This is a genomic window from Pseudomonas izuensis (genome assembly GCF_009861505.1).
GTDB lineage: Bacteria > Pseudomonadota > Gammaproteobacteria > Pseudomonadales > Pseudomonadaceae > Aquipseudomonas > Aquipseudomonas izuensis.
On record NZ_WTFT01000019.1, the window covers coordinates 48,659 to 63,654 of the forward strand.

The following is a 14,996-nucleotide window of genomic DNA, read 5'->3' on the forward strand; positions in this document are numbered from 1 at the left end:
ATCGCGAGCAGGCTCGCTCCTACAGGGATTGCGGTGGTGTCAGAAATGGATGCCTTTGGCCGGGATGACATCGATCCGGGCCACCGAACCACTCAGGTCCGCCCAATCCCTGTTATGTTCGGCAATGATGTCTTCGGCAGTCGTGTTGCCGTTGTCGACGGTGGAGTGCGCGTCGGCGGCCAGCACCACGTCGTAGCCCAATTGATGCGCCTGACGCAGGGTGGCATTCACGCAGTAATCGGTTTGCAGGCCACAGATGACCAAGCGTTCGAAGTCCTGCACGGGCACCAGGTTCTGCAGGTTTGTCTGGTAGAACGAATCGCCGGTGGTTTTACGCACGCGATGATCGTCGGGTGAGGTTTGCAACCCTTCGGCCAGTTGCCAGCCCGGGGCTCCGTGTTTCAACAGATCACCCTCTTCTTCGTGCTGGATCAGCACCACCACAACACCCGCCTTTCGCGCTCTGGCACTGAGGCCGTTGATGGTGTCGATGACGCGTTTGATCTCATGGCACTCGTACTCGCCGGTGCACAGGGCTTGTTGAACGTCGATGATTAACAGCGCACTGGTCATGGTGCCTTCCTTGATGAGTTGAAAAACCAGGGGACGAACATAAGTCCGTCCCCTTTCAAACACAACCGTCAGTAACCCAGCGACAACCCGGTTTTACGCCGTGGGTCGTTGGCACCGTAGAAGCGGTTCTTGCCCACCGGTTTGCCATCCAGCGACGGCGCCCCGACGATGATCGCCGCCAGGTGGTTGGCGTCCTGGGGACCTGCAAACTTGTGACCCCAGCTTTCCAGCATCTTCACCGTGTCCGGGCTGGTGGTGAAGTGTTCCAGGTTGGTTTCTTCCGGCAGCCATTGCTGGTGGAAACGTGGCGCATCGACCGCTTCCTGGATATTCATGCCGTAGTCGATGACGTTAAGCATGGTCAGCAAGGTCGCGGTGATGATGCGGCTGCCGCCGGGGGTGCCGACGACCATCACCACTTTGCCGTCCTTGGTGACGATGGTCGGGCTCATGGACGACAGCGGTGCCTTGCCGGGGGCGATGGCGTTGGCCTCGCCCTGCACCAGCCCGTACATGTTCGGCACACCGATTTTCGAGGTGAAGTCATCCATCTCGTCGTTGAGGATGACCCCGGTTTTGCTGGCCATGACCCCGGCACCGAACCAGTCGTTGAGTGTGTAGGTCACCGACACCGCGTTGCCCCATTTGTCAACAATGGAGTAATGGGTGGTGTTGCTGCCTTCATGGGGCGCTACGCCGGGCTTGAGCTCCTTGGAATTGCCGGCCTTTTGCGGCTGGATGGCTTCGCGCAGCTTGGTCGCGTAGTTTTTGTCGAGCAGGTGGGCGATCGGGTTTTTCACGAAATCCGGGTCGCCGAGGTAGCTGTTGCGGTCGACATAGGCGTGACGCATCGCTTCGATCTGGTAGTGCATGCCCTGGGCCGAGTGATAGCCCAGGTCCTTCATCGGATAACCTTCGAGGATGTTCATGATCTGGCAGATCACCACGCCACCGGAACTCGGTGGCGGTGCCGAGACCACGTGATAGCCACGGTAGTCGCATTCGATCGGCGCCAGTTCGCGGGTCTTGTATTTGTCGAGGTCGGCCTGGGTGATGATGCCCTTGTTGGCCTGGCTGGACGTGACGATGGCATCGGCTACCCAACCTTTATAGAAGCCGTCGGCGCCCTTCTCGGAGACTTCCCGCAGGGTCTTGGCCAGGTCCTTCTGCACCAGTTTCTGCCCGACCTGCATCGGTTCGCCGTTGCTCAGGAAGATCGAGCCGGAATCCTTCATGTCCTTCTTGAACATGTCGGTGCCTTCATGCAGCAAGTCGACATCCCCCTGGTCCAGCTCAAAACCGTCTTCGGCGAGCTTGATAGCCGGGGCGATCACTTCCTTGCGCGGTTTGGTGCCGTACTTCGACAGCGCGAGTTCCATGCCGGAAACGGTGCCGGGCACACCGACGGCCAGGTGGCCACGGGTGCTCAATTCCGGAACGACATTGCCCTCCTTGTCGAGGTACATGTTGGCGGTGGCGGCAAGGGGTGCTTTTTCTCGGAAATCGAGGAAGGTCTTGCGCCCGTCCGCGAGCTGAATGGTCATGAAACCACCGCCACCGAGGTTACCGGCCGCGGGATAAACCACTGCGAGTGCGTACCCCACCGCGACGGCGGCATCCACGGCGTTGCCGCCGCTTTTGAGCACATCCACACCCACATGGCTGGCCAGATGCTGGGCCGTGACCACCATGCCGTTTTCCCCCGCGACCGGGGCCACGGAGGCCGCTTGAGCAGTCAGACAGCCGAGCGACAAGGCAGTCGCAATCAGCGATTTGGCAAAAGGTTCGTACTTCATGAGTCGGTCTCTTTTTGTTTTAAGGCTCTGTACAAAAACAGAGGGAACGCTTCAGGAGCAGTAGGCAAGTATGGACAAGATTGCGTATTGCGCCTCCCCGGCGAGACAGTATCCTTAACACCCGTTCAACAATTCGGTGCGGCCCCAAGGTATGACTTACACCTTTATCACCCTGGCCTCCCCGGTCGGTGAATTGAAGCTGGTGGCGAACGGCTCGCGACTGGCGGCCATCCTCTGGGAAAACGACAAGCCCGGTCGAGTGCGCCTGGGCCCGATGAGCGAAGCGCCGGACAACCCGATCCTGGTGCAGGCTGCCAGGCAGCTGCGCGAATACTTCGCCGGCACACGTCAGCGTTTCGAACTGGAGCTGGATTTTTCCGGGACGGATTTTCAAAAGAAGGTCTGGGCAGCGTTGCTGACGATTCCGTTCGGCGAAACCCGCAGCTACAGCCAGATCGCCGAACAGATCGGCAACCCGAGCGCGGTGCGGGCCGTGGGTGCGGCGAATGGCAGGAACCCGATTTCGATTATCGCGCCGTGCCATCGGGTGATTGGCGCGTCGGGGAAACTGACCGGGTTTGCCGGGGGGCTGGAGGCCAAGGAACTGTTGTTGACGCTGGAGGGCGGACATTGGCCTGGCACCGCACGCCTGCCAGGCTTCTGACTCCGTAGGAGCTGGCTTGCCAGCGAAGGGGCCTTTGGACTCTGCGCTCGACTCGAGGTCGCCTTCGCTGGCAAGCCAGCTCCTACAAGGTCAGGGCGCGGTGAAGATGTTTTTCATCGCCGCATACTGCAACAGCATGATGGTTTTCGCGTCGCAGATGTCCCCGCGATAAAACGCGTCGAGCGCTTCATCGAACGACCATTCCAGCACCTCCAGCTCCTCGGTTTCCTCTTCCAGTCCACCGCCATCGCTGACTTTTGATGCCGCATCGTATTCAGCGATAAAGAAGTGCAGTTTCTCCGTCACCGAACCAGGGCTCATGTAGGACTCGAACACCTTTTGCACATGGTGCACGCGGTACCCGGTCTCCTCTTCAGCCTCGGCACGGATGCGCTCTTCGGGCGCGGCACCTTCAAGCAACCCTGCCGCGACTTCAATCAGCAAACCGTCATGACCGTTGACGAACACCGGCAAGCGAAATTGCCGGGTCAGCACCACGGTCTTTTTTTCCCGGTTGTACAGGAGAATCGCCGCGCCATTGCCACGGTCGTAGACTTCCCGGGTCTGACGCTGCCATTCGCCGCTGTTGCGTTGGTAATCGAAGGTGATTTTCTTCAACAGATACCAGTCGTGGGACAACACCTGGGACTCAAGGATGTTGACCCGCTCGGCTGTGTTCAACATGAAAACGCATCCTGTTTTTTTCAGTGAATCGACATCTTAGGTCAAAACGCCCGACTTCTGCGCCTTCACGCCAGCTGCGCCTTGTATTCCTTCTCGTACTGGTTCGCCAGCGTCTCTTTCTGTTTGTCATCGAGCAGCTTGCCGGCCATCTGGAAGAACTTCTGCTCTTCCTCCTTGAGATGGTGGTGGACTTTCTCCGACAGTTTCTTCGCCGTTGCCAGCCAGGCGGGGCTGGACATCTCGGTCCCGTCCAGTTCCTCCATCATTTCGTCCATTTCGTGATGCTCGGCGATCCCATGGCGGCTCAGATCGACGCCGTTGTCGAACTTCATCAACGGGATGTAGAAGTGACGCTCTTCGGCGGTTTCATGGGCCTGCAGTTCGGACTTGAGCTGTTTGTACGCTTCGACGCGCTCAGGGGTGTCGCCGCTGGTGTGGATCAGCGCCTTGGCATAGGTACGCTGGCGCTCGTGGCTTTCGCGCAGGGCTTCGAAAATATTCACGGAGAGAGTCCTCGGGGACAGCGTCCTGGAATGACGCTTCTTGAGGCTAGACATTGGCGCCGGGGCGACGGTTCCATGACGGTGATGGAACAATCGCGGTCACCACGATAGGCTGCGGTTTCACTGCCATAAGGATATAGCCATGACACTGCGGATAGAGTTCTCGCCAAACCCCACGGAAGAAGAACGCCAGGCCATCCTGCTGCCCTTGCGTGCCTACAACGCCTCGAAGGCTGACGGCGCCATACCCGAGCACATTGCCCTGCTGGTACGTGACGATAACGACGAGATCCTGGGCGGCCTTTACGCCCGGCTGTTTTACCAGTGGCTGTTCATCGACCTGCTGTCGGTACCGGAGCAGGCGCGGGGACAAGGCATGGGCACGAAGCTGATGCAGATGGCCGAAGACCTGGCGCGGGAGAGAAAATGCATCGGGCTGTGGCTGGACACCTTCGAATTCCAGGCACCGGAGTTCTACAGGAAATGCGGCTACAGCGAGATCGGGCACATCGCCGACTACCCGCCGGGGCACAAGCACTTCTTTTTCCAGAAGCGCCTGATTAACAACACTTAAATGAACTGTGGGAGCGAGCCTGCTCGCGAAAGCGGACTATCAACCAACATTGATGTCGACTGACCCGACGCATTCGCGAGCAGGCTCGCTCCCACAGGGGTAAAGCATCAAGCCTTAGATCACAGGCAAGTCGCCAACGCCGCCAGCCGGCGCTTGGCGACGAAGTCGTCGTGCTGCGCGTAGTAACTCAATACGGTGCCCGAGGCATCGGTGGTCACGTCCACGAATGACTCCGCCGAACGGGTGTACACGGTCGTTCCGCCCTTCTCGCCAGGCTGCAGATAGCCGCTGGCATCGACCCCGAACACCGCTTCGTCCTGCCAGGAAAACTGTACGCACTGGGCCACGTCTTTTTCCGGCTTGTCCGAATTGAGGGTCTTGTACGGGGGTTTGCTGCGGGCATCGCTCATCACCGAGCCTGCGCACCCGGCCAGCAACGTGACGGCCAGCGCCACCATCAAAATTCGCATTGCAGTCGCTCATCAGGAAAAAGCGGACTTTATCACTGCGGCAGCGCGTATCGTTCTGCTTTACTTCATTTATACCGCGACACCGCGCAACGATTCGCGCACCCTGTCGCGCCAATACGCCGCTTCACCTTTCTTTCTGGAAACCTGATGACACCCAACGCCGAGTTCTACAAACCGACCACTGAGTATGCCGACAAGCTGATCAGCCAGATCGGACAGACGCCTTCCTGGATCGCCAAGCGAATCGGTGTCACCGACAAGCGGATCCGTTACATCCTCGACGGCGAACGTACCGTCAAAGGCGAAACCACGCCGATCCAGATGACCTACACGGAACAGTTTGCCCTCGAATGTCTGGCAGCAGCGGCCAAGGCCAACAAGAAGCAGTCTGCGTAATCCATATCAAGGAGCGACCATGGCGGCATCCGAGCTGCAACACGAACAGGCACTGAAGAAGTTTCTCGATGCACGCCCCGAGCTATGCGTCGAGCTCGACAACCTCAACCCGCTGCTCGCCCAGGCCAAGGGCGAAACACTTGAGCAGTTTCGTGACGAGCGTTTGCACGAAGCCTTCGAAGCCGAAGCCGAGCGCCTGGGGCTGTTTGCCTGGGAACTGACGTTGAAGCTGACGGCTGCCACAGAAGAGGACTATCAGGCCCAGCGCCTGGAAGTGCACAAGGAAGTGGCCGAGATGGCGGGGATGGATTGGCTGGAGTATTGCGAGTTGTATGGATTGGCCGATCAACTTTGATGAATGTTGCGCCAATCTGGCCCTCATCGCGAGCAGGCTCACTCCTACATTTGAAATGCATTCCAATGTAGGAGTGAGCCTGCTCGCGATGAGGGCCGCAAAGACAACATCGATTTAGCCGCCCCGCCGATAAAGCTTTATCATGGCGGCAGTTTCGCTGATCGAGTCCGTCATGAAGTTCGCCATTGCCGTGTTTTCCGCCGCCCATGCGCCCTCCTCGCGCCGCGCCTTGCTGTTCGCCCAGGCCGCGCTGGCCGGCGGGCATGAGATCGTCCGGCTGTTTTTCTATCAGGATGGCGTCTACAACGCCTCCGGTAGCGTGGTCACGCCCCAGGACGAGCTGGATTTGCCCAAACAATGGCACGCCTTCGTCAGCGAGCACCAACTCGATGGCGTGGTGTGCATTGCCGCCGCGCTGCGCCGTGGCGTGCTGAACGAGGAAGAAGCCCGCCGCTATCAGCGTGAGGCTGTCGCCGTTGGCTCGCCGTGGGAACTGTCCGGCCTCGGTCAGTTGCATGACGCGGTGCAGGACGCCGACCGCCTGATCTGTTTCGGAGGCGCTTGAGATGGCTAAATCCATATTGATCATCAGCCGTCAGGCGCCGTGGTCCGGGCCGGGCGCTCGGGAAGCACTGGACATCGTACTGGCCGGTGGTGCGTTCGATCTGCCGATCGGCCTGCTGTTCCTCGATGACGGCGTGTTCCAGCTCGCGCCCCGACAGGACGCCAAGGCCCTGCAACAAAAAGACTTGAGCGCCAACTTGCAGGCCCTGCCGATGTTTGGCGTCGAAGAACTGTTTGTCTGTGCCGACAGTGTGGCGCAACGTGGCCTCGACCCCGGCGCTCTGGCGCTGGAAGAAGCCCGGGTGCTGGCCGCCGATGAAATCACCGCACTCATTGACCGTTACGACCAGGTGATCACCCTCTGATGTCGACTTTGCATGTGTTGTCTCATTCCCCTTTCGGCGACGACCGCCTGAGCAGTTGCCTGCGACTGATCGGCGTCAACGATGCGCTGCTGCTGTCCGGTGACGCGGCCTACGCCTTGCAGCCGGGCACCGCGCCTTTCTCGGCGCTCTACGCACGCGGCCTGAAACTCTACGTCCTGGCCGAAGACGCCCAGGCCCGGGCCATCGCGATTCCAGACTGGGCTAAAGCCGTCGATTATCCGGCCTTCGTCGAGCTGTCGATCCACCACGACAAGGTCAACAGTTGGCTATGAATTCCCTGACGGTCGGCGCGCGCGCCATCGAGTTGGACAAGGACGGTTTTCTGGTCGAGCTGAGTGACTGGTCGATCGACGTTGCCAGCGCCCTCGCGGCCGCCGAAGACATCGAGCTGACCCCTGCACACTGGGAAATCCTCGAACTGCTGCGCAGTTTTTATTCAGAGTTCCAGTTGTCGCCGGCCACCCGCCCGCTGATCAAATACACCGCGTTGAAGCTCGGCCCGGACAAAGGCAACAGCCTGCACCTGAACCGACTGTTCAAAGGCACCCCCGCCAAACTCGCCGCGAAACTGGCGGGCCTGCCCAAACCGACGAATTGCTTATGACCGATTACCCAGCGCTGACTCTCGAAACGCCCGCCGAACATCCGTTCGCCCAATTCGTAAGGATTCTGGGCAAAGGTAAACGCGGCGCCCGCGACCTGACCCGGGAAGAAGCACGCCAGGCCATGGGCATGGTGCTCGACGACAAGGTCGAGGAGACCCAACTCGGTGCCTTCCTGATGCTTTTGCGGCACAAGGAAGAAAGCGCGGAAGAAATGGCCGGGTTCACCGAAGCCTTGCGTGAGCGTTTGCAGGCACCGGTATTGAATGTCGATCTGGACTGGCCCACTTACGCGGGCAAGAAGCGACACCTGCCGTGGTACCTGTTGGCGGCCAAATGCCTGGCACAAAACGGCGTGCGCATCTTTATGCATGGCGCTGGTGCACATACAGCCGGTCGGCTGTACAGCGAGCAATTGCTCGATGAGTTGAAGATCCCGCTGTGCCGCAACTGGCAACAGGTAGGTGCAGCCCTGGACAACGGTGGACTGGCTTTTATGCCTTTGGTCGACTGGGCGCCACAGCTGCAACGCATGATTGACCTGCGCAATACCTTGGGGCTGCGCTCGCCAATCCACTCCCTGGCGCGGATCCTTAATCCGCTGGGCGCTCGCTGCGGCCTGCAAAGCATTTTCCACCCCGGCTATCAGGCGGTGCACCGCGATGCCAGCGGCCTGCTTGGCGACACCGCCATCGTGGTCAAGGGCGATGGCGGCGAGATTGAAATCAACCCGGATGCCGACAGCCATCTGTATGGCACCACGGGCGGCGAAAGCTGGGACGAGGAATGGCCGCAGCTGTCGGCGCAACGTCACGTCAAACCGGCCGCGCTCGACCCCGAACATCTGAAAGCCGTATGGCGTGGCGATGTAGTCGACAGTTATCCGCAAATGGCCCTGATTTCGACCATGGCCCTGGCCTTGCGCGGGCTCGGCCAACCCCGCGAGCAGGCCTTCGAAACCGCCCAGCGCTACTGGGACGCTCGAGACAAATCGATTTAATCGATAATGTCCCTTCAACCTTTGCGCTTTTTTATCGAACCTAAGGGAATAGACTCTTCTCCAACGCTTACGGGTTGAGGAGTCTTGGACATGGGTTTGTTAGTTGAAGGTCGCTGGCAGGACAAGTGGTACGAAAGCAGCAAGGACGGCGCGTTCCAGCGTGAGCAGGCGCAGCGTCGCAACTGGGTTACCGCTGACGGCCAGCCCGGTCCGAGCGGTGCCGGTGATTTTGCTGCCGAGGCGGGGCGCTATCACCTCTACGTGTCCCTTGCCTGTCCGTGGGCCCATCGCACACTGATCCTGCGCAAACTCAAGGGCCTGGAAAGCCTGATCGACGTGTCGGTGGTCAGCTATCTGATGCTCGAAAACGGTTGGACTTTTGACAAGTCCCACGGCTCCACCGGCGACAAACTTGATCATTTCAACTTCATGCACCAGCGCTACACCGCCGATGCCGCCGACTACACCGGTCGCGTCACCGTGCCAGTGCTCTGGGACAAGCAGCAGAAACACATCGTCAACAATGAATCGGCGGAAATCATCCGCATGTTCAACAGCGCCTTCGATGATTTGACCGGCAACGACCTGGATTTCTACCCGCAACCGTTGCGGGCCGAGATCGACGCGCTGAACGAACGGATTTATCCGGCGGTGAACAACGGCGTGTACCGCGCCGGGTTTGCCACGTCGCAACAGGCCTACGAAGAAGCGTTCGATGAGTTGTTTGTCGAACTGGACCGACTGGAGCAACTGTTGGGCGCGAACCGTTATTTGACGGGCGAATACCTGACCGAAGCAGACATCCGCCTGTTCACTACATTGATTCGATTCGACGCGGTGTATCACGGCCACTTCAAGTGCAACCTGCGGCGAATTGCCGATTATCCGAACCTGTCGAACTGGCTACGGGAGCTGTATCAGTGGCCGGGTATCGCCGAGACGGTGGACTTTACCCACATCAAGCATCACTACTACGGCAGCCACAAGACCATCAACCCGACCGGGATCGTGCCGAAAGGGCCGGCGCAGGATTTCACCGCGGCCCATGATCGGGCCCGGTTGAGTGGGAAAGGGGTTTGGCGCAGGGCCTGAGATTTGTGTGGGTTATGAGGGCCTCATCGCGAGCAAGCTTTGCTCCCACACGGGACTTGTGACCGACACAAATCCCCTGTGGGAGCAAAGCTTGCTCGCGATGGGTCGGGGTCGCGCTCGACCGACTCGGTTTTTAGACCTGCCCCTGAGCCCCTTCGAACCACGCCAGTTTCTCGCGCAGTTGCACCACTTCACCCACGATTACCAGCGTCGGCGCATGCACTTCATGCTCCGCCACCAGCTGTGGCAGGTCAGCCAGCGTGCCGGTAAACACCCGCTGATTGACTGTGGTGCCCTGCTGGATCAACGCCGCCGGGGTATCTTTGCTGCGGCCGTGTTTGATCAACTGTTCGCAGATGATCGGCAAGCCCACCAGCCCCATGTAGAACACCAGGGTTTGCGCCGGCGCGACCAGATCGGCCCACGGCAGATCCGTGGAGCCGTCCTTGAGGTGACCGGTGACAAAGCGCACCGACTGGGCGTAATCGCGATGGGTCAGCGGAATCCCGGCATAGGCCGCGCAACCGCTGGCTGCCGTGATACCCGGCACCACCTGGAACGGGATGCCATGGGCCGCCAGTTCCTCGATCTCTTCTCCGCCACGGCCGAAAATGAAGGGATCACCACCCTTCAACCGCACGACGCGTTTGCCCTGTTTGGCCAGGTCCACCAATTGCTGGTTGATCTGATCCTGGGGCACGGCGTGATCGGCCCGGCGCTTGCCGACGTAAACCCGCTCGGCGTCGCGACGGCACAATTCGAGAATGGCCGGCGCCACCAGGCGGTCATACAGCACCACATCGGCTTGCTGCATCAGGCGCAAGGCGCGGAAGGTCAACAGGTCCGGATCACCGGGACCGGCGCCCACCAGATACACCTCACCGGTCGCCACCGGTGCCTCGCCATCGACTTTTGCCTGCAACAGGCGCTCGGCTTCGGCGCCCTGCCCGGCCAGTTGCCGGTCGGCAATCGGGCCCTGGAACACGTCTTCCCAGAACGCACGACGTTGCTGCACATCCGGGAACAGTTTTTTCACCTGGTGGCGGAAACGTGCCGCCAGCCCAGCCAGTTGACCGTAGGTCGAGGGGATCCAGGTTTCGATCTTGGCGCGGATCAAGCGCGCCAGCACCGGCGCATCGCCGCCACTGGACACGGCAATGATCAACGGCGAGCGGTCGACGATCGCCGGGAAAATCACGCTGCACAGCGCTGGCGCATCGACCACGTTGACCGGCACACAACGCCGATGGGCATCGGCGGACACTTGCGCGTTCAGCGATTCGTCATCGGTGGCGGCGATGATCAGCCCGCAACCGTCCAGATCCGCTTCAACGTAGCCACGCAACAGGCACTCGCCACTGCTGGCGGCCACCAGTTCGCGCAATTGCTGTTCGATTTCAGGTGCGACCACCCGCAGCAGCGCACCGGCGTCGGCCAGCAGGCGGGATTTGCGCAAGGCAATCTCCCCCCCACCGACGACCAACACACGACTGCCGCGAAGGTTATGGAACAGCGGCAGATAATCCATTTAGCCGATGACCTCGAGGCCACCCATGTACGGCTTCAGGACTTCTGGCACGCGGATCGAACCGTCGGCCTGCTGGTAGTTCTCCAGCACCGCCACCAAGGTACGACCGACTGCCAGGCCGGAACCGTTCAGGGTGTGCACCAGTTCAGGCTTACCGGTTTCCGGGTTGCGGAAACGCGCCTGCATGCGACGGGCCTGGAAGTCGCCGCAGTTGGAGCACGACGAGATTTCGCGGTATTTTTCCTGGCTCGGAATCCACACTTCCAGGTCGTAGGTCTTGACCGCGCTGAAGCCCATGTCGCCGGTGCACAGGGCAATGGTGCGATAAGGCAGTTCCAGCAGTTGCAGGACTTTCTCGGCGTTGGCGGCCAGGCCTTCGAGCGCCTCCATCGATGTCGATGGTTCAACGATCTGCACCATCTCGACCTTGTCGAACTGGTGCTGGCGGATCATGCCGCGGGTATCGCGACCCGACGCACCGGCTTCACTGCGGAAGCACGGCGTATGGGCGACGAACTTGATCGGCAGCAGTTTCGAATCGACGATCTCGCCGGCGACGATGTTCGTCAGCGATACCTCGGCGGTCGGGATCAGGTACAGATCGGCTTCGCCTTCGCGAGCGATCTTGAACAGGTCTTCCTCGAACTTGGGCAACTGACCGGTGCCTTGCAGCGCCGGGGCCTGGACCAGGTAAGGCGTGTAGGCCTCTTCGTAGCCGTGCTCGGTAACGTGCAGGTTGATCATGAACTGCGCCAGGGCGCGATGCAGGCGGGCAATTGGGCCGCGCAGCAGTGAAAAACGGGCGCCGGACAGTTTGGCGGCAGTTTCAAAATCCAGCCAGCCGAACTTCTCGCCCAGGGCAACGTGGTCCTGGACCGGGAAATCGAAGGCGGTCGGCGTGCCCCAACGGCGCACTTCGACGTTGTCGTCTTCGTCCTTACCGACCGGCACCGATTCGTGTGGCAGGTTCGGGATACCCAACAGGATCGAATCCAGTTCGGTCTGGATTGCATCCAGTTCGACCTTACCGGCGGCCAGCTCGCCGGCCATGCGCTCGACATCCGCCATCAGCGGTGCAATGTCTTCGCCGCGCTGCTTGGCCTGACCAATGGATTTGGAACGCGCATTACGCTCAGCCTGCAGTGCTTCGGTGCGGGTCTGGACGGTCTTGCGCTGTTCTTCCAGCGCTTCGATGCGCGCGACATCCAGGGCAAAGCCACGGGATGCCAGGCGGTCCGCTACGTCCTGAAGGTTGCTACGTAACAGTTTGGAATCGAGCATGTCGGTCTCTCGTTTATCAAAGTTTGGTCAAGGATAGGCCAGCCCAGGTGGCAAGCAACCCGCCGAATACGCTGATGGCCAGATAACCGAAGGCTATCGGCGCCTGCCCGCTTTCAAGCAGGCGCAGCGTATCCAGTGAAAAAGATGAAAAGGTCGTCAGACCCCCTACAAAACCCACGATCAGGCCGGCACGAATTTCGATCGGCACTTCCGGGCGTGTCAAAAACAGCCCGTACAGCACGCCGATGATCAGACAGCCCACCAGATTGACCGCCAGGGTCGCGGTATAAAAATGCCGGGGCCAATTGGCGTTGACCCAATTGCCGGTGGCGAAACGCAGTAATGTACCAGCGATGCCGGCCACGGACACCGCAAGAATCGTTTGAATCACTATTTTCTCCGCTGCCGGGGACTTAATCGGTCAAGTTGCGCCAGATGATTGAGCTTTTCGCCGATCTTCAGCTCCAGGCCTCGGGGCACCGGCTGATAGAAAGGTTGCGGTTCGAGCTCTTCGGGGAAGTAGTCTTCGCCGGCGGCGTAGGCCTCCGGCTCATCGTGGGCATACCGGTATTCGTCGCCGTAACCCAACTGTTTCATCAGTTTGGTCGGCGCATTGCGCAGGTGCAGTGGCACCTCCAGCGAACCGTGCTCGGTGGCACTGCGCATGGCGGCCTTGAAGCCCATGTACACCGCATTGCTTTTCGGTGCGCAGGCCAGATACGTAATGGCCTGCGCCACTGCCAGTTCGCCTTCGGGGCTGCCGAGGCGCTCCTGCACTTCCCAGGCTGCCAGGCACAGGCTCAGCGCACGCGGATCGGCGTTGCCGATGTCTTCGCTGGCCATGCGCACCACACGCCGGGCCAGGTAGAGGGGATCGCAGCCGCCGTCGATCATGCGCGCAAACCAGTACAACGCGCCGTCGGGGTTGGAGCCGCGCACCGATTTATGCAACGCGGAGATCTGGTCGTAAAAGGCTTCGCCACCCTTGTCGAAACGACGGCGGGTATCGCCCAGCAGACTTTGCAGCAGATCGACGCCGATCTCACTGTTGTCTTCGGCCAGGTCCGAGGCGTTTTCCAGCAGATTGAGCAGTCGCCGGCCATCGCCATCGGCGGCCGACAGCAACATCTGGAAGCCTTCATCGCTGAGGGTCAGGTTACGCTTGCCCAGGCCGCGCTCTTCGGTCAGGGCGCGGTGCACGAGTTTGCGCAACGCCGCTTCGTCGAGGCTTTTCAGCACGTAGACCCGGGCACGGGACAACAAGGCATTGTTGAGTTCGAAGGACGGGTTTTCCGTGGTCGCGCCGATGAAAATCAGCGTGCCATCCTCGACGTAGGGCAGGAACGCATCCTGCTGGGATTTGTTGAAACGGTGCACTTCGTCGACGAACAGAATCGTGCGCCGGCCGTACTGCGCGGCCTGCTGCTTGGCGATTTCCACCGCCTGACGGATCTCCTTGACCCCGGCCAGCACCGCAGACACGGTTTCGAAGTGCGCATCGGATACTTCCGCCAGCAGCCGCGCCAGCGTGGTCTTGCCCACCCCCGGCGGCCCCCAGAAAATCATCGAATGCAGGGCACCCTGCTCCAGGGCTTCGCGCAAAGGCTTGCCGCGAGCGAGCACGTGTTCCTGACCGACATACTCATCCAGGTTGGCCGCACGCAAGCGGGCGGCCAGGGGTTGGGAGATCGGGGCGCTGCGAAACAGGTCCATCACTGCGGTTAAAACCTCATTGGGCTCTGATGCCAATCAACACGATCCCTGTAGGAGCGAGCCTGCTCGCGATGGTCGTCAACGATAACGCTGGCAACCTGACACCCAGCGGCGCGCTCAGGTTCATCGCGAGCAGGCTCGCTCCTACAGTGGTCCGGTGTTTTATTCCTGGATTACATCGGCACCCTTGGGGATGTCGAACTTGAACTTGGACGCAGGGATCGGTTCGTTGGCCTTCACGCCGGTAAACAGAATGTTGGTGCGCTGGCCGACGCTGTCGATCAATTGCATATCATTGACCAGGCCGTTGCGGAACGACAGACGCAGGCTGTCGAACAGGGTGTCCTTGGTTTTCGGCTTCAGGGTGAAGTCGATCACGCCGCCGGCTTCCTTGGCGCTGATATCGAAGCTCTGGTTGATCTTTGAGACATCGCCGGACAACAACAAGGCCGGGGTCTGGGTCAGGCGCACATCCAGCTTCTTGATGGTCGCTTGCTCCAGATCCGGGTCCCACAGGGTGACCTTGCTGCCATCGGATACTACCAACTGCTCCTGAGGCGCATCGGTGTGCCAGTAGAACAGGCCCGGACGCTGCAGCGACATCTGGCCAGCGGTTTCCTGCAATTGGGTGCCAGAACCGTCAAGGGTCAGCTGGGAGAAACGCGCAGTCAGGGTCTGGGATTTTTCCAGCAGTTGGGTCAGACGCGCCACGTCCTTGTCATCGGCGTGGGCCGAGAGCGTGGTCAAAGCCAGTACCGGCAGCAACAGCATGCGGATAAGACGCATGGGAGTCCTCATAACATTCGTGGGAGTGC

At 60.3% G+C, this 14,996-nt stretch carries 20 protein-coding genes; 10 read left to right on the forward strand and 10 right to left on the reverse strand.

Annotated elements, in window-relative coordinates; all coding sequences use genetic code 11:
• Positions 1–39 precede the first annotated feature (39 nt).
• Both GPL81_RS17680 and ggt read right to left on the reverse strand, forming a co-directional pair.
• Entirely contained in the window at positions 40–573 is a 534-nt protein-coding gene (locus GPL81_RS17680) for a cysteine hydrolase family protein (protein ID WP_160107776.1), read from the reverse strand.
• A gap of 68 nt (positions 574–641) precedes the next feature.
• Positions 642–2,369: a gamma-glutamyltransferase gene (ggt, locus tag GPL81_RS17685; protein ID WP_160107777.1), complete on the reverse strand. Its 1,728-nt coding sequence runs from the start codon at positions 2,367–2,369 to the stop codon at positions 642–644.
• A gap of 151 nt (positions 2,370–2,520) precedes the next feature.
• On the opposite strand from ggt, the gene GPL81_RS17690 reads away from it, so the two are divergent.
• Positions 2,521–3,033, forward strand: coding sequence for a methylated-DNA--[protein]-cysteine S-methyltransferase (locus tag GPL81_RS17690; protein ID WP_160107778.1), 513 nt, complete (start codon positions 2,521–2,523; stop codon positions 3,031–3,033).
• Between the two features lie 90 nt (positions 3,034–3,123).
• Here the strand turns inward: GPL81_RS17690 and GPL81_RS17695 are convergent, their stop codons facing one another.
• Together GPL81_RS17695 and GPL81_RS17700 are read right to left on the reverse strand one after the other, a co-directional pair.
• Positions 3,124–3,717: an NUDIX domain-containing protein gene (locus GPL81_RS17695; RefSeq protein ID WP_160107779.1), complete on the reverse strand. Its 594-nt coding sequence runs from the start codon at positions 3,715–3,717 to the stop codon at positions 3,124–3,126.
• Positions 3,718–3,782: 65 nt separating this feature from the next.
• Entirely contained in the window at positions 3,783–4,220 is a 438-nt protein-coding gene (locus tag GPL81_RS17700) for a hemerythrin domain-containing protein (protein ID WP_160107780.1), read from the reverse strand.
• Positions 4,221–4,362: 142 nt separating this feature from the next.
• Between GPL81_RS17700 and GPL81_RS17705 the strand changes: the two genes are divergently transcribed.
• A complete protein-coding gene (locus GPL81_RS17705) occupies positions 4,363–4,794 on the forward strand; it encodes a GNAT family N-acetyltransferase (RefSeq protein WP_160107781.1) in 432 nt (143 codons plus the stop codon).
• A 119-nt stretch (positions 4,795–4,913) separates the two neighbouring features.
• Here the strand turns inward: GPL81_RS17705 and GPL81_RS17710 are convergent, their stop codons facing one another.
• Positions 4,914–5,264, reverse strand: a complete 351-nt coding sequence (locus tag GPL81_RS17710; RefSeq protein WP_121103337.1) for a hypothetical protein — start codon at positions 5,262–5,264, stop codon at positions 4,914–4,916.
• A 147-nt stretch (positions 5,265–5,411) separates the two neighbouring features.
• Here GPL81_RS17710 and GPL81_RS17715 point away from each other — a divergent pair, with 147 nt between their 5' ends.
• The 8 genes from GPL81_RS17715 (at position 5,412) to GPL81_RS17750 (ending at position 9,659) form a co-directional block, all read left to right on the forward strand.
• The gene (locus GPL81_RS17715) at positions 5,412–5,660 is read left to right on the forward strand and encodes a hypothetical protein (RefSeq protein ID WP_096510149.1); all 249 of its coding nucleotides are present in this window, start codon (positions 5,412–5,414) and stop codon (positions 5,658–5,660) included.
• 19 nt (positions 5,661–5,679) lie between these two features.
• On the forward strand, positions 5,680–6,015 hold the full coding sequence (locus GPL81_RS17720) for a DUF6388 family protein (protein ID WP_160107782.1): 336 nt from the start codon (positions 5,680–5,682) through the stop codon (positions 6,013–6,015).
• Between the two features lie 172 nt (positions 6,016–6,187).
• Positions 6,188–6,580 (forward strand): sulfurtransferase complex subunit TusD, encoded by a 393-nt coding sequence (gene tusD, locus GPL81_RS17725; RefSeq protein WP_160107783.1) that lies wholly within the window; start codon positions 6,188–6,190, stop codon positions 6,578–6,580.
• Between the two features lies 1 nt (position 6,581).
• The gene (tusC, locus tag GPL81_RS17730; RefSeq protein WP_160107784.1) at positions 6,582–6,944 is read left to right on the forward strand and encodes a sulfurtransferase complex subunit TusC; all 363 of its coding nucleotides are present in this window, start codon (positions 6,582–6,584) and stop codon (positions 6,942–6,944) included.
• Positions 6,944–7,237, forward strand: a complete 294-nt coding sequence (gene tusB / locus GPL81_RS17735) for a sulfurtransferase complex subunit TusB (RefSeq protein WP_160107785.1) — start codon at positions 6,944–6,946, stop codon at positions 7,235–7,237. Before tusC ends, tusB begins: the two co-directional genes overlap by 1 nt.
• Complete coding sequence (locus GPL81_RS17740; RefSeq protein ID WP_160107786.1) at positions 7,234–7,569, forward strand: TusE/DsrC/DsvC family sulfur relay protein; 336 nt, start codon at positions 7,234–7,236, stop codon at positions 7,567–7,569. The genes tusB and GPL81_RS17740 overlap by 4 nt, the downstream gene beginning before the upstream one ends.
• A complete protein-coding gene (locus GPL81_RS17745) occupies positions 7,566–8,567 on the forward strand; it encodes a glycosyl transferase family protein (RefSeq protein WP_160107787.1) in 1,002 nt (333 codons plus the stop codon). Before GPL81_RS17740 ends, GPL81_RS17745 begins: the two co-directional genes overlap by 4 nt.
• A 90-nt stretch (positions 8,568–8,657) precedes the next feature.
• Positions 8,658–9,659, forward strand: coding sequence for a glutathione S-transferase family protein (locus GPL81_RS17750; RefSeq protein ID WP_160107788.1), 1,002 nt, complete (start codon positions 8,658–8,660; stop codon positions 9,657–9,659).
• Positions 9,660–9,792: 133 nt separating this feature from the next.
• Here GPL81_RS17750 and cysG read toward each other — a convergent pair whose 3' ends face one another.
• The 5 genes from cysG to lolA form a co-directional block, all read right to left on the reverse strand.
• Complete coding sequence (cysG, locus tag GPL81_RS17755; RefSeq protein WP_160107789.1) at positions 9,793–11,187, reverse strand: siroheme synthase CysG; 1,395 nt, start codon at positions 11,185–11,187, stop codon at positions 9,793–9,795.
• Positions 11,188–12,468 carry a serine--tRNA ligase gene (gene serS / locus GPL81_RS17760; protein WP_096510141.1) on the reverse strand — a complete coding sequence of 427 codons (1,281 nt, stop codon included), beginning with the start codon at positions 12,466–12,468 and terminating at the stop codon, positions 11,188–11,190.
• 16 nt (positions 12,469–12,484) lie between these two features.
• A complete protein-coding gene (gene crcB / locus GPL81_RS17765; protein WP_096510140.1) occupies positions 12,485–12,859 on the reverse strand; it encodes a fluoride efflux transporter CrcB in 375 nt (124 codons plus the stop codon).
• Complete coding sequence (locus GPL81_RS17770; protein WP_160107821.1) at positions 12,859–14,181, reverse strand: replication-associated recombination protein A; 1,323 nt, start codon at positions 14,179–14,181, stop codon at positions 12,859–12,861. The genes crcB and GPL81_RS17770 overlap by 1 nt, the downstream gene beginning before the upstream one ends.
• A gap of 162 nt (positions 14,182–14,343) precedes the next feature.
• On the reverse strand, positions 14,344–14,967 hold the full coding sequence (lolA, locus tag GPL81_RS17775) for an outer membrane lipoprotein periplasmic chaperone LolA (RefSeq protein ID WP_128607949.1): 624 nt from the start codon (positions 14,965–14,967) through the stop codon (positions 14,344–14,346).
• Positions 14,968–14,996: the final 29 nt, after the last annotated feature.

Coding starts and splice junctions, on each gene's coding strand:
- GPL81_RS17680 (WP_160107776.1), bottom strand. CDS start 573: ATGACCAGTGCGCTGTTAATCATCGACGTTCAACAAGCCCTGTGCACC.
- ggt (WP_160107777.1), bottom strand. CDS start 2,369: ATGAAGTACGAACCTTTTGCCAAATCGCTGATTGCGACTGCCTTGTCG.
- GPL81_RS17690 (WP_160107778.1), top strand. CDS start 2,521: ATGACTTACACCTTTATCACCCTGGCCTCCCCGGTCGGTGAATTGAAG.
- GPL81_RS17695 (WP_160107779.1), bottom strand. CDS start 3,717: ATGTTGAACACAGCCGAGCGGGTCAACATCCTTGAGTCCCAGGTGTTG.
- GPL81_RS17705 (WP_160107781.1), top strand. CDS start 4,363: ATGACACTGCGGATAGAGTTCTCGCCAAACCCCACGGAAGAAGAACGC.
- GPL81_RS17710 (WP_121103337.1), bottom strand. CDS start 5,264: ATGCGAATTTTGATGGTGGCGCTGGCCGTCACGTTGCTGGCCGGGTGC.
- GPL81_RS17715 (WP_096510149.1), top strand. CDS start 5,412: ATGACACCCAACGCCGAGTTCTACAAACCGACCACTGAGTATGCCGAC.
- GPL81_RS17720 (WP_160107782.1), top strand. CDS start 5,680: ATGGCGGCATCCGAGCTGCAACACGAACAGGCACTGAAGAAGTTTCTC.
- tusD (WP_160107783.1), top strand. CDS start 6,188: ATGAAGTTCGCCATTGCCGTGTTTTCCGCCGCCCATGCGCCCTCCTCG.
- tusC (WP_160107784.1), top strand. CDS start 6,582: ATGGCTAAATCCATATTGATCATCAGCCGTCAGGCGCCGTGGTCCGGG.
- tusB (WP_160107785.1), top strand. CDS start 6,944: ATGTCGACTTTGCATGTGTTGTCTCATTCCCCTTTCGGCGACGACCGC.
- GPL81_RS17740 (WP_160107786.1), top strand. CDS start 7,234: ATGAATTCCCTGACGGTCGGCGCGCGCGCCATCGAGTTGGACAAGGAC.
- GPL81_RS17745 (WP_160107787.1), top strand. CDS start 7,566: ATGACCGATTACCCAGCGCTGACTCTCGAAACGCCCGCCGAACATCCG.
- GPL81_RS17750 (WP_160107788.1), top strand. CDS start 8,658: ATGGGTTTGTTAGTTGAAGGTCGCTGGCAGGACAAGTGGTACGAAAGC.
- cysG (WP_160107789.1), bottom strand. CDS start 11,187: ATGGATTATCTGCCGCTGTTCCATAACCTTCGCGGCAGTCGTGTGTTG.
- serS (WP_096510141.1), bottom strand. CDS start 12,468: ATGCTCGATTCCAAACTGTTACGTAGCAACCTTCAGGACGTAGCGGAC.
- GPL81_RS17770 (WP_160107821.1), bottom strand. CDS start 14,181: ATGGACCTGTTTCGCAGCGCCCCGATCTCCCAACCCCTGGCCGCCCGC.
- lolA (WP_128607949.1), bottom strand. CDS start 14,967: ATGCGTCTTATCCGCATGCTGTTGCTGCCGGTACTGGCTTTGACCACG.